The 13,264-nt window shown below is 64.6% G+C and carries 11 protein-coding genes; 5 read left to right on the plus strand and 6 right to left on the minus strand.

The window, feature by feature from the left end; genetic code table 11:
• The first annotated feature begins 78 nt into the window (after positions 1–78).
• Complete coding sequence (gene polA / locus AYK61_RS02645) at positions 79–2,820, plus strand: DNA polymerase I (RefSeq protein WP_121869705.1); 2,742 nt, start codon at positions 79–81, stop codon at positions 2,818–2,820.
• A gap of 77 nt (positions 2,821–2,897) precedes the next feature.
• Here polA and trxA read toward each other — a convergent pair whose 3' ends face one another.
• The 3 genes from trxA to AYK61_RS02660 all read right to left on the minus strand — a co-directional run bounded on the left by trxA (position 2,898) and on the right by AYK61_RS02660 (position 5,069).
• Positions 2,898–3,269 carry a thioredoxin gene (gene trxA / locus AYK61_RS02650; RefSeq protein ID WP_121869706.1) on the minus strand — a complete coding sequence of 124 codons (372 nt, stop codon included), beginning with the start codon at positions 3,267–3,269 and terminating at the stop codon, positions 2,898–2,900.
• Positions 3,270–3,354: 85 nt separating this feature from the next.
• Complete coding sequence (locus AYK61_RS02655; RefSeq protein ID WP_121869707.1) at positions 3,355–4,353, minus strand: helix-turn-helix domain-containing protein; 999 nt, start codon at positions 4,351–4,353, stop codon at positions 3,355–3,357.
• Between the two features lie 209 nt (positions 4,354–4,562).
• Entirely contained in the window at positions 4,563–5,069 is a 507-nt protein-coding gene (locus AYK61_RS02660) for a 2'-5' RNA ligase family protein (RefSeq protein WP_121869708.1), read from the minus strand.
• A gap of 10 nt (positions 5,070–5,079) precedes the next feature.
• On the opposite strand from AYK61_RS02660, the gene AYK61_RS02665 reads away from it, so the two are divergent.
• On the plus strand, positions 5,080–6,177 hold the full coding sequence (locus AYK61_RS02665; RefSeq protein WP_121872373.1) for an isocitrate/isopropylmalate dehydrogenase family protein: 1,098 nt from the start codon (positions 5,080–5,082) through the stop codon (positions 6,175–6,177).
• A gap of 15 nt (positions 6,178–6,192) precedes the next feature.
• On the opposite strand, the gene AYK61_RS02670 is transcribed toward AYK61_RS02665, so the two are convergent.
• Positions 6,193–7,020 carry a class I SAM-dependent methyltransferase gene (locus tag AYK61_RS02670; protein ID WP_121869709.1) on the minus strand — a complete coding sequence of 276 codons (828 nt, stop codon included), beginning with the start codon at positions 7,018–7,020 and terminating at the stop codon, positions 6,193–6,195.
• Positions 7,021–7,235: 215 nt separating this feature from the next.
• Here AYK61_RS02670 and rpsA point away from each other — a divergent pair, with 215 nt between their 5' ends.
• Positions 7,236–8,714 (plus strand): 30S ribosomal protein S1, encoded by a 1,479-nt coding sequence (gene rpsA / locus AYK61_RS02675; protein ID WP_027497255.1) that lies wholly within the window; start codon positions 7,236–7,238, stop codon positions 8,712–8,714.
• A gap of 156 nt (positions 8,715–8,870) precedes the next feature.
• Here rpsA and AYK61_RS02680 read toward each other — a convergent pair whose 3' ends face one another.
• Positions 8,871–9,080, minus strand: coding sequence for a hypothetical protein (locus AYK61_RS02680; RefSeq protein WP_121869710.1), 210 nt, complete (start codon positions 9,078–9,080; stop codon positions 8,871–8,873).
• A gap of 129 nt (positions 9,081–9,209) precedes the next feature.
• On the opposite strand from AYK61_RS02680, the gene coaE reads away from it, so the two are divergent.
• Positions 9,210–10,427, plus strand: coding sequence for a dephospho-CoA kinase (coaE, locus tag AYK61_RS02685; RefSeq protein ID WP_121869711.1), 1,218 nt, complete (start codon positions 9,210–9,212; stop codon positions 10,425–10,427).
• Between the two features lie 31 nt (positions 10,428–10,458).
• On the opposite strand, the gene AYK61_RS02690 is transcribed toward coaE, so the two are convergent.
• Positions 10,459–11,004, minus strand: coding sequence for a DUF402 domain-containing protein (locus AYK61_RS02690; RefSeq protein WP_094612596.1), 546 nt, complete (start codon positions 11,002–11,004; stop codon positions 10,459–10,461).
• 78 nt (positions 11,005–11,082) lie between these two features.
• Here AYK61_RS02690 and uvrB point away from each other — a divergent pair, with 78 nt between their 5' ends.
• Complete coding sequence (uvrB, locus tag AYK61_RS02695; RefSeq protein ID WP_121869712.1) at positions 11,083–13,245, plus strand: excinuclease ABC subunit UvrB; 2,163 nt, start codon at positions 11,083–11,085, stop codon at positions 13,243–13,245.
• Positions 13,246–13,264: the final 19 nt, after the last annotated feature.

Consider the following 13,264-nt stretch of genomic DNA (forward strand, 5'->3'; position numbering starts at 1 on the left):
GCTCGCCGTGAGTGCGATCGCGGCTGCCGCGTGCATCCGGCTACGAGTTGTCGGACCGGCTCCCTAGACTGGTCAACCGTGAGCCCAGTAACCGAGAAAAGTGCAGCGCCCGCAGCCGAGACCGATGCGAAAGCAGGCGGGGAGCGGCCCACGTTGCTGCTCATCGACGGCCACTCGATGGCGTTCCGTGCCTTCTTCGCGTTACCTGCGGACAACTTCAAGACCACCAGCGGTCAGTCCACCAATGCCGTGTACGGGTTCACCTCGATGTTGATCAATCTGCTGCGGGACGAGAAACCGACGCACATCGCGGCGGCGTTCGACGTCTCACGGCAGACCTTCCGCGCCGAGCGGTTCCCCGAGTACAAGGCCAACCGCAGCAAGACGCCGGACGAGTTCGCCGGCCAGGTCGACATCACCAAGGACGTACTCGGGGCCATGGGTATCCCGGTGATGGCAGAGGCGGGCTTCGAGGCGGACGACATCATCGCCACCCTGGTGACCCAGGCGGAGGCGCTCGGCTACCGCGTTCTGGTGGTCACCGGCGACCGCGATGCGCTCCAGTTGGTGACCGACAACGTCACGGTGCTGTATCCGCGCAAGGGTGTCTCGGATCTGACGCGGTTCACCCCCGACGAGGTCGCCACCAAGTACGGATTGACGCCGTCGCAGTACCCGGACTTCGCGGCTCTGCGCGGCGACCCGAGCGACAACCTTCCCGGCATTCCCGGGGTCGGCGAGAAGACGGCGACCAAGTGGATCATCGAATACGGTTCCCTCACCGCTCTCGTCGACAACGTGGACAAGGTCAAGGGCAAAGTGGGAGATGCACTGCGCGCCAACCTGTCGAGTGTGGTGCTCAACCGCGAGCTCACCGAGATGGTGCGCGATGTGCCGTTGCCCTACACCCCCGATCAGCTCGAACTGGCTCCGTGGGATCGCGAGAAGATCCATGCCTTGTTCGACGATCTGGAGTTCCGCATTCTGCGGGACCGGTTGTTCGAGACTCTCGCGTCGGTCGAACCCGAAGCTGAGGAGGGTTTCGACGTCCGCGGCGGCATCGTCGCGCCGGGCGAACTGGCCGCGTGGCTGGCAGAACACGCGGCCGACGGCCGGCGCAGCGGGCTGTCGATCCTCGGCCCGCGTCGGCCGTTCGACAGCGACGCGACGTCGGTGGCGATCGCTGCGGCCGACGGTGAGGGGGCGTTCGTCACGACGACCGCTCTCGACGAATCCGACGAGCAGGCACTCGCCGCCTGGCTCGCCGATCCGGCGCAACCCAAGGCGCTGCACGAGGCCAAGTGGGCTCTGCATGCGGTTCGTGGGCGCGGCTGGACCCTCGGCGGGTTGACCACCGACACCGCCCTTGCTGCGTACCTGGTGCGGCCCGGTCAGCGATCCTTCAACCTCGACGACCTGTCGTTGCGCTACCTCAAACGCGAACTCCGGGTGGAGGATGCGGGTGAAGGTCAGATGTCGTTGCTCGACGCCGAGGACACCGCCGATGCGGCGTTCGCAGAGGGCGAGATTCTCAAGGCGCGGGCCGTCATCGACCTGGCCGATGCGCTGGACGCCGAGCTGGCCGCCATCGAGTCGACCACCCTGCTCTCCGAGATGGAGCTGCCGCTGCTGACGGTGTTGGCCGATGTCGAGGCAACGGGTATCGCCGTGAACGGTGATCACCTCCGCGCACTGCAGTCCGGATTCGCTGCGCAGGTGGACGAGGCCGCGAACTCCGCCTACGGCGTGATCGACAAGCAGATCAACCTCGGGTCACCGAAGCAGTTGCAGGTGGTGCTGTTCGAGGAACTCGACATGCCCAAGACGAAGAAGACCAAGACCGGGTACACCACCGATGCCGATGCGCTGCAAGGGTTGTTCGAGAAGACCGAGCATCCGTTCCTGAAGTTTCTGCTCGATCACCGGGACGCGACGCGGATGAAGGTGACGGTCGACGGCCTGCTGAAATCCGTTGCCGACGACGGACGCATTCACACGACGTTCAATCAGACGGTCGCGGCCACGGGACGGCTGTCCTCCACCGAGCCGAACCTGCAGAACATTCCGGTTCGCAACGAGGCGGGCCGCCACATCCGGGACGGCTTCGTCGTCGGGGCGGGGTACGACACCCTGCTCACGGCCGACTACAGCCAGATCGAGATGCGCATCATGGCGCACGTCTCCGGCGACGAAGGGCTGATCGAGGCCTTCAACACCGGCGAGGATCTGCACAGCTTCGTCGGTGCCCGGGCATTCGGCGTGCCGATCGAGGAGGTCACCCCCGAACTGCGCCGCCGGGTCAAGGCGATGTCGTACGGACTGGCCTACGGGCTCAGCGCTTTCGGTCTCGCCGCGCAGCTCAAGATCTCCACCGACGAGGCGAAGCAGCAGATGGAGGCGTACTTCGCGCGGTTCGGAGGCGTCCGTGACTACCTGCGCAACGCCGTCGAGGAAGCGCGCAAGGTGGGGTACACCTCCACGCTGTACGGCAGGCGCCGCTACTTGCCCGATCTCAACAGCGACAATCGTCAGCGTCGCGAGGTGGCCGAGCGGGCCGCACTCAATGCCCCGATCCAGGGCACTGCCGCAGACATCATCAAGGTTGCGATGATCGACGTACACAAGTCGCTGGCGGAGTCGACGCTGAAGTCACGAATGCTGTTGCAGGTACACGACGAATTGGTGCTCGAGGTCGTCGAATCCGAGCGCGAGGAAGTCGAGGCACTGGTACGCGACAAGATGTCCTCGGCCATCGAACTGTCGGTGCCCCTCGAAGTCTCGGTCGGCACCGGGCGCAGCTGGGATGCCGCAGCACACTGATTCGACCTATGGCCAGGCGAAGGGCCGCTCACCGAATTCGGTGAGCGGCCCTTCACTTAATGTGCAGCGACCAGAGATTACTCCGCCGCGGGAGCCTGCTCGGCGATCTGCTGGCGCACGACGTCCATGTCGAGTGCCTTGATCTGACCGACGAGGTCCTCGAGCGCCGGTGCAGGCAGTGCGCCGGGCTGTGCGTAGACGAGAATTCCTTCGCGGAACGCCATGATCGTCGGGATCGACTGGATCTGCGCTGCCGCAGCAAGGCCCTGCTCGGCCTCGGTGTCGACCTTGGCGTGCACGACGTCGGGGTGTGCGTCGGACGATTGCTCGAAGGTGGGAGCGAACTGGCGGCACGGTCCGCACCAGGACGCCCAGAAATCGACCAACACCACGTCGTTGCTCGTCACGATCTCGTCGAAATTCTGCTGGGTCAAAGTCTGAGTGGCCACGCGGTCCCTTTCGATTGATTGCGCTTCTGGTGTGTCTCAACGCAGGTACTCGCCGGAATCATCCCGGCTGTGTACGGCCCCCTGCTCAGGCGGGCTGGGGTGCGGCACGGAACGTGCGGCGATACGAATTGGGCGTGGTGCATCGCAATCGCACGAAATGCTGACGCAGGGCCGCGGCGTTTCCGAAGCCGACCACCTCGGCAATCGAATCCATCGGCAGGTCGGAGTTCTCCAACAGCTGCTGCGCAGCCAGTACTCGTTGGTCGTTGAGCCAGCGTGCGGGAGTCGTTCCGGTCTCGGCCGCGAACTTGCGGGCGAAGGTTCGCGCAGACATGTTCACCCGCGCCGCCAATCGACCGATGGTGAGCTCGGAGTCGAGATTCTCGGTCATCCAGTCCAGCAGCGGAGCCAGTGTCTCGGTGCGAGTGGCGGGCAGGGGACTGGTGACGAATTGAGCCTGGCCGCCGTCACGATGCGGAGGAACGACCATCCTGCGGGCGATGCCGTTCGCCACGACACTGCCCTGGTACTTGCGCACGATGTGCAGGCACAGGTCGATGCCGGCTGCCGTGCCGGCGCTGGTGAGTACGTTGCCTGCATCCACGTAGAGGACATTCGGATCCACCTGTGCCAGGGGGTATTTCGCGGCCAGAGAGGCAGAGTGCCGCCAATGCGTCGTGCAGGGTCGGCCGTCGAGGAGTCCCGCCTTGCCGAGTACGAAGGCGCCGTTGCAGAGGCTCGCGACCATCGCGCCTCGTTCCACCGCCGCGCGCAGTTTGGCCAGCAGAGGTTCGATGGATGCGTCGTATTCGGTGCCGCAGACGAAGCTGCCGTCGACTGCCGCCTCGGTGCCCCCGGCCGGGATGATGATCAGGTCGGCGCTGTCGAGACTGTCGAGATCGTGTGGCACGTCGATGGTGTAGCCGACGCGGGTGCGGATCGGTTGGGGTACACCCGCGATCAGGGAGAAGTCGTAGGTGGGAAGGCCCTCGTCCGAGCGATCGAATCCGAACACCTCGCAGGCGACGCCCAGCTCGAAAGGTTCGGTCAACGGCATCAGCGCGACGACCACTCGTTTCAGCATGCGTAGAAGTATGGCAGAAAGTCGTCGATATGTGGCGTTACTGCCACTCGTGCACTGTCTCTGCAGGTTGGAAGCTAACGGCATGACAATTGTATTGGTGCTTGTGCTGCTTTTCCTTGCCCTCGACGCCTTCGTGCTCGCAGGCTTCGCTCCCGATACCCACGCGGAGGTGACTCAGTTCGGTGACTATCGGTTCTGACGTTCGCCGATCATCCGATTCGCCATTCACGTTTGCCCTCGCCGTCCCATCTGCGCAGCGCAACTGCGGATCCGACCAGATCGTCGACGTTCACAGAGAGCATGCGCACCGCTGCTCCTGCCTCCTCGGGGGTCAACCGTCGGGCGACCGTCACGTGAGGTGTCCAACGGCCGGGTTCGAGGTGATCGAGCGATCGTTCGCCCACGGCCTCGTACAGCCGGGCGTGCAGATCGAGCAACTCGCTCGACGGAACGACCAGTCGAGCCAGCGTGATCGTTCGACCACCGAACACGACGAGCCCACCGAGACGCACATCGAACGGATCGAAGCGGACCGCATCGCCGTCGTCCACCGCGGCCGGCATCGACGACGCCACCGCGACGGTGACGTGCGGGCGGTTCGACTCACCGCGGTGGCGGTCCTGGCTCGGGAGGCCGGCTTCGGACAGTGCCGCCCACTCGCGGCGAACCGCGGCGTCGAGGCCGGCGTCGAGGAGAAGTTCTGCGGACTGCACCATGGAGGCCATGATGTCGCAGACGGACGGCCGGAATGCAACGGCGCTACGGATCGGGGCCATGCCCGGCGACGGGATAGGCCACGAGATCGTGCCCGCAACGATCCGGGTGGTCGACGCGGCCCTGGCAGCCATCGGTGGACCGGCAGTCGATTGGGTGCACCTGCCGCTGGGCCTAGGTGCCATCGACGAGCACGGGACGCCCATGCCCGATTCCACGCTCTCGAAGTTGGGCGAGCTCGAAAGCTGGATTCTCGGACCGCACGACAGCGCGTCCTATCCGGACCCGTTCCGGTCACAGCTGACTCCGGGCGGACGGATTCGCAAGAATTTCGATCTGTTCGCCAACATCCGGCCGGCTAGAACGCTGCCCGGCGTACGGGCGGTGTCCCCGCGGATGGATCTGGTGGTCGTGCGGGAGAACACCGAGGGGTTCTACGCCGATCGCAACATGTTCGTCGGCAGCGGGGAGTTCATGCCCACTCCCGATGTGGCACTGGCGGTCGGAGTGTTCACGCGCGCGGCCTGCGAACGCATTGCACGTGAGGCATTCTCGTTGGCCGAGCGCCGCAGCAGGAAGCTGACGATCGTGCACAAGACCAATGTGCTCTCGATGACGACGGGGCTGTTCCGCGATGCGTGCCGCGCAGTGGGAGAGCAGTTTCCGCACGTCGACGTGACCGAGGAACACGTCGACGCGCTTGCGGCGCACCTGGTTCGACGGGGCGAGGATTACGACGTCATCGTGGCCGAGAACATGTTCGGCGACATTCTGTCGGATCTGACGGGCGAGCTGTCCGGGTCGCTGGGCACCGCGCCGTCGATCAACTCCTCGGAAACGCAGGCGATGGCGCAGGCCTCGCACGGATCGGCCCCGGACATCGCAGGCAAGAACCGTGCCAATCCGACGGCGCTATTCCTGTCGGCTGCGATGCTGCTCGAGTGGCTCGCCCCGCGGCATCGGGACGAACGGTTGGCCGCGGCCGCAGGCAGGATCCGACACGCCGTCGATGCCACGGTCGAATCCGGGGTCGCGACAGCCGACCTCGGCGGGCAGGCGTCGACCAGTGCATTCACCGAGGCCGTCGAAGCCCGGGTGCACCGGCGCTGATCGCAGCGTTGTCGGTCAGAGCGGTTTGCGGCTACTGAAGATCGCGGTGCCGGGAAAGAGTTGCCCGCGCAGTGGGCTCCACTGACCCCACTCGCGGTCGAGCCACTCCGGCCAGTCCGGCTCGACGATGTCGCGCACTTCGAGACCTGCGTCGACCAGCTCGCGCACGCGATCACCGATCGTGCGGTGGTGCTCCACGTAATTGGGGGTCCCGTCGGCGTCGTACTCGACGTACGGGGTTCGATCGAAGTACGGAATCGTCGCGGTCAGACCGCCCACCCCGGGATCGTCGGGGAACACCCAGCGCATCGGGTGGTTGACCGCGAACACCCAGATCCCGCCCGGCCGCAGGACCCGCGCCACTTCCTTCATCACATTGGCGGAGTCCGCGACGAACGGCACGGCACCGAAGGCCGAGCAGACGATGTCGAACCGTTCGTCGGCGAACGGCAAGGACTCGGCACTGGCCTGCACCAGCGGAACCGTCGACCCGCCTGCGGTCATGGCATCGACGCCGCGCTGCAACATGCCCATCGAGATGTCGAGACCGATCGCGCGCGCACCCTGAGTCCCGAGCCAGCGGGCGCACGGTGCGCTACCGCAGCCCACCTCGAGGACGTCCTTGTCCGCGACATCGCCCAGCAGATGCACGTCGCCCTCGTGCAGACCCTCCGGGCACCAGACGAACTCCCCGGATTCGGTCGATACTCCCAGAAACGCGCCGTGCGTACGGTGGTAGCTCTCGGCGTCGGAATCCCACCAGAGACGACTCGCGCGGTCGCTCGCGACCGAATCGATTCGGCCGCGGCCGGGAGTGGACGACGGTGTGGAAAGATCGGTCACACGCCGACTCTAACCGGGTTTGTGCTGGTACTGCGGCATCGCGTACCCTGTTCAACGCGAGTGTGTTCATGCTGCGCCCAGGTCGGGTTCGCTCGACGTCGGCGCACACGGATCCGGTGACGGATACGCCGAAGATGCTCGTGCTGCACACGTTTCACCAAGTCCGACCGAACATCCATCAACCGATACCCAACCCGTCCGGAGCAACTCAACACATGCCCTCAACCACAACCTCACCGCAGGTAGCCGTCAACGATATCGGCTCCGCAGAGGATTTTCTCGCCGCCATCGACGCCACGATCAAGTACTTCAACGATGGTGACATCGTCGAGGGCACCATCGTCAAGGTCGATCGTGACGAGGTTCTACTCGACATCGGTTACAAGACCGAAGGCGTCATTCCTTCCCGCGAGCTCTCCATCAAGCACGACGTCGACCCCAACGAGGTCGTCTCCGTGGGAGATGAGATCGAAGCACTCGTCCTCACCAAGGAGGACAAGGAAGGCCGTCTGATCCTGTCCAAGAAGCGAGCTCAGTACGAGCGCGCTTGGGGCACGATCGAGGAGCTCAAGGAGAAGGACGAGGCCGTCAAGGGCACCGTCATCGAGGTCGTCAAGGGTGGACTCATCCTCGATATCGGTCTTCGTGGCTTCCTCCCCGCCTCGCTCGTCGAGATGCGTCGCGTCCGCGATCTCCAGCCGTACGTCGGCAAGGAGATCGAGGCCAAGATCATCGAGCTCGACAAGAACCGCAACAACGTGGTCCTGTCGCGTCGCGCATGGCTCGAGCAGACCCAGTCCGAGGTCCGCAGCGAGTTCCTGCACCAGCTCCAGAAGGGCCAGGTCCGCAAGGGCGTCGTGTCCTCCATCGTCAACTTCGGTGCCTTCGTGGACCTGGGTGGCGTCGACGGACTCGTGCACGTCTCCGAGCTGTCCTGGAAGCACATCGATCACCCGTCCGAGGTTGTCGAGGTCGGCACCGAGGTCACCGTCGAGGTTCTCGACGTCGACCTGGACCGCGAGCGTGTTTCCCTGTCGCTCAAGGCAACTCAGGAAGATCCGTGGCGCCAGTTCGCTCGCACCCACGCGATCGGCCAGATCGTGCCCGGCAAGGTCACCAAGCTGGTTCCCTTCGGTGCATTCGTGCGCGTCGAAGAGGGCATCGAGGGCCTCGTGCACATCTCCGAGCTGGCCGAGCGCCACGTGGAGGTTCCGGACCAGGTCGTGGGTGTCGGCGACGACGCACTCGTCAAGGTCATCGACATCGATCTCGAGCGTCGCCGGATTTCGTTGAGCCTCAAGCAGGCCAACGAGGACTACGCAGAAGAGTTCGATCCGTCCAAGTACGGCATGGCCGACTCGTACGACGAGGGTGGCAACTACATCTTCCCCGAGGGCTTCGACTCCGAGACCAACGAATGGCTCGAAGGTTACGAGAAGCAGCGTGAAGAGTGGGAAGGCCGTTACGCCGAGGCAGAGCGTCGCCACAAGATGCACACCGCTCAGATGGAGAAGACGGCCAAGGACGAAGCTGCCGAAGCCGCCAACACCAACTACTCCTCCGAGTCGGGTCAGGCCCCCGCCGATGCAGAAGGCGACGCTCCCGCAGCGTCGGCTCCGGCCTCGACCGGTGGTTCGCTGGCCAGCGATGCGCAGCTCGCTGCACTTCGCGAGAAGCTGTCGGGCAACGCCTGATAGAAGTGGTCCACCCGTGAGGGTGTGACACCGAGCCCCGGTTCTCTCCATGAGAACCGGGGCTTTGTCGTTCGAATCAGGTGAGCAGAAACCCTGCGGAAACGACAATGGACCCGATTCGGATGAACCGGGCCCATGGTGGAGGGGGAGTGCGAACTACGCGGCGGTGGCTGGACTCCACTGGCCGACGCTCGCCGTCCGCTTGCGCATGGTGGCGAAGCTGTGGCGGGCGGGGGTCAGGAGGTTGGTGAACCAGTTACGCCGATGGTCGGCCAACGCCGAGGCTACTTCCGGGATGAGAATGCAATGTACGCCTGCATCCATGCCAAGGCGGTGCCGACCCGGTTGGATCTGATTGCTTCGCATGGGTGTCCTTTTCAATAGCTGTGGGTCGGCACATCGAGGTCGCGCTCGTCGAAGATAACCGACCGAACTCCGAAACCGGTGCATTTGAGGCTGGTGTGCTTCGGCGTGTTCGAGTGTCAGACTGGGGGCATGCTGAGACTGGGACTGACCGGTGGAATAGGTGCCGGAAAATCGACCGTTGCGAAGGTGCTGACCGAACTCGGGGGAGTGCTCGTCGACTCCGATGTACTGGCCCGTGAAGTCGTGGAGCCGGGAACACCTGGGCTGCAACGACTGACGGATACCTTCGGAGCCGACATTCTCGCACCCGATGGCTCGCTCGACCGTCCCGCATTGGCGGCCAAGGCATTCGGCGACGAGGAATCCCGCAAGAAGCTCAACGCCATCGTTCATCCGTTGGTCGGTGCGCGTACCGCCGAGATCATCGACGGAGCAGCGCCGGATGCCGTAGTGGTGCAGGACATTCCGCTCCTCGTCGAGGGATCGATGGGCCCGTTCTTCCACCTGGTGGTCATCGTGTGGGTCGACGCCGAGGAACGGGTGCGTCGTCTGACGGGACAGCGCGGCATGCCCGAGGCCGATGCTCGCGCGCGGATCGCAGCGCAGGCAACCGATGATGCGCGCCGAGCCGCGGCAGACGTGTGGATCGACAACACCGGCGCACCGGGCAGCGTCGACGACGACGTCCGAATCCTGTGGAACGACCGTCTGATTCCCTTCGAGCGCAACATCAGGGAGGGTGTCATCGCACGTGTTCATCCGGAACAGGTGACGGCCGACCCCACGTGGGAATCCCAGGCCCGACGCATCATCTCGCGCCTGGCCCTTGCCTGCGCCGACAAAGCGGTCCGAATCGACCACATCGGCTCCACCGCAGTGCCCGGCCTCGACGCCAAGGATGTCATCGACATCCAGATCACCGTCCGGGGGCTCGACGACGCCGATTCCGTCGCCGAACAGCTGCGCGTGGCAGGGTTCCCTCGGCGAGAGGCCAGCAACTTCGACCATCCGAAGCCTGCATACGGGATCGGCGGCGAAGCCGATCCGGCCGTGTGGTCCAAGCGGTTTCACGGCAGCGCGGACCCCGGCCGGCCTGCGAACGTACACATCCGGGTGGACGGCTGGCCGAATCAGACGTTCGCCCTGCTGTTTCGTGACTGGCTGCGGGCCGACGACAGCATCACCACCGAATATTCCGGAATCAAGCGACGGGCGTCCGAGGCCGCTGCCGGAATCACCGACTTCCAATCGGCGATCGAGGCCTACGAGAACGCCAAGGCCCCGTGGTTCGATGTGGCATACCGTCGGGCATGGCAGTGGGCGGAGGAAACGAACTGGACCGCGTGAATCGGGTCGGGGTGAATCGGGTCGGGCTCGATCAGGATGGTTTGCCGTTCCACTCGGTCGGCATGCCGACGGACGCGAGCCACGCATTCAGGTCGTAGTCGTGCCGCGTCAGTCCTTCGATGGCCGTGATGGATCTGGCCAGCGCGAGCTCGGCCGTGGGGGTGTCGAGGTGTTGCGCCACCCGAGCGTCGAACAACTCGTCGACGTCCAAGAGGTCGTAGTCGCGGCCGGTGCGGACACTGAGGTCGAGATAGTGGTCGACGGATGTCCATCGGGTGGTGCCGGCGGTGTACTCGCCGATGTCGACGTAGTAGTCCTGATCGCGGGCGTGCGCGGGCAGGTAGTGGAACACCGAGGCCCGGAGCCCGAGGGCGGGCAACAACCAGGACTCCAGGTAGTCGAAATGGGCATGGTCAGATGGGCGGGCCATGTACAGCCCCCATGGCTCGACGCGGTATTCGTCGACGACACGGACGAACCCCTTGGGATCCACGTTCGTCTTGGCGACGAGGTCGAACGTCTCGTGCTTGGGGGCATGAACGACGGTGTGCGCACCGGCTGACGTGTGAGCGACCATGCCTGTAGAAGCTACCGGGAACCGGCGTCCTGGGTCTGTCCGACGGAACTTGTCGGTGGTCGCGTCTACGCTTGTGAAATGGCGTTTGCATCCGAACATCCCGTTGTCGCGCACTCCGAACACCGTCCGGTGGGCGCAATCGAGCGCACCGGACCGGCGTTCGAGGTCGTCAGCGAACACACACCGGCAGGCGATCAGCCGACCGCCATCGCCGAGCTCGAACGCCGGATCAAGGCGGACGAGAAGGACATCGTGTTGCTCGGTGCCACCGGTACCGGCAAATCGGCCACCACCGCCTGGCTCATCGAGAAGCTGCAGCGCCCAACCCTGGTGATGGCACCGAACAAGACGTTGGCGGCGCAGTTGGCGAACGAGCTGCGAGACATGTTGCCCAACAACGCAGTCGAGTACTTCGTCTCGTACTACGACTACTACCAGCCCGAGGCGTACATCGCGCAGACCGATACCTACATCGAGAAGGACTCGTCGATCAACGACGATGTCGAGCGGCTGCGGCACTCGGCGACGGCATCCCTGCTCTCGCGCCGCGACGTGGTCGTGGTGGCGTCGGTGTCGTGCATCTACGGTCTCGGTACCCCGCAGTCGTACGTCGATCGGTCGATCGAGCTGGAGGTCAACGTCGAAGTGCAGCGTGACGCGCTGCTCCGGCTGCTGGTGGACGTGCAGTACACCCGCAACGACATGGCCTTCACCCGCGGATCGTTCCGGGTTCGCGGTGACACCGTCGAGATCATTCCGTCCTACGAAGAACTGGCGATTCGCATCGAGTTCTTCGGCGATGAGATCGAAGCGCTGTACTACCTCCATCCGCTCACCGGCGACATCGTTCGGCAGGTCGATTCGGTGCGCATCTTCCCGGCCACGCACTACGTTGCCGGTCCTGAGCGGATGGAACGAGCCGTCAAGGACATCGAAGCCGAACTCGAAGGTCGGCTCGCCGAGCTGGAGGGCAAAGGGAAGCTGCTCGAGGCTCAGCGGCTCCGGATGCGGACGCAATACGACCTGGAGATGATCAAGCAGGTCGGGTTCTGCTCGGGTATCGAGAACTACTCGCGGCACATCGACGGCCGTGGTGCAGGCACTGCGCCCGCTACGTTGATCGATTACTTTCCCGAGGACTTTCTGCTCGTCATCGACGAGTCTCACGTGACGGTGCCTCAGATCGGAGCCATGTACGAGGGCGACATGTCGCGCAAGCGCAACCTCGTCGACTTCGGGTTCCGCTTGCCGTCCGCGACGGACAACCGGCCGTTGACGTGGGAGGAGTTCACCCAACGGATCGGTCAGACGGTCTACCTCTCGGCTACTCCGGGCAAGTACGAGCTGGGCCAGACCGGGGGAGAGTTCGTCGAGCAGGTGATCCGTCCGACCGGGCTCGTCGACCCCAAGGTCGTCATCAAGCCGACCAAGGGCCAGATCGACGACCTGGTCCATCAGATCCGAGAACGCGCGGAGAAGGACGAGCGTGTGCTCGTGACCACGCTGACCAAGAAGATGTCGGAGGATCTGACCGACTACCTGCTCGAACTGGGCATCCGTGTCCGCTACCTGCACTCGGACATCGACACCCTGCGCCGCGTCGAACTGCTCCGGCAACTCCGGCTGGGCGAGTACGACGTGCTGGTGGGCATCAACCTGCTCCGTGAGGGTCTCGACCTGCCGGAGGTCTCGTTGGTGGCGATTCTCGACGCCGACAAGGAAGGCTTCCTCCGCAGCGGTACCAGCCTCATCCAGACCATCGGCCGTGCCGCGCGAAACGTCTCCGGTGAGGTGCACATGTACGCCGACAAGATGACCGATTCGATGACCTACGCGATCGAGGAAACCGAGCGTCGGCGCGAGAAGCAGATCGCGTACAACAAGGAGCGAGGCGTCGATCCGCAGCCGCTGCGCAAGAGGATCGCCGACATCCTCGACCAGGTGTACCAGGAGGCCGAGGACACCGATTCCGTCGTCGAAGTCGGGGGGTCCGGTCGTAACGCCAGCCGTGGACGGCGAGCGCAGGGCGAGGCGGGCAGGTCGGTCAGCACCGGTGTGTACGAGGGCCAGGACGTGTCGTCGATGCCGCGAGCCGAGCTGGCCGATCTGATCAAGAACATGACCGATCAGATGATGAACGCGGCACGCGAGCTCAAGTTCGAGCTCGCCGGCCGACTACGCGACGAGATCCAGGATCTGAAGAAGGAACTGCGCGGGATGGACGCGGCCGGGCTCAAATAGGGCAGGCCGGAGACGCGAT

The sequence above is a fragment of the Rhodococcus sp. SBT000017 genome (genome assembly GCF_003688915.1).
Classification (GTDB): Bacteria; Actinomycetota; Actinomycetes; order Mycobacteriales; family Mycobacteriaceae; genus Rhodococcoides.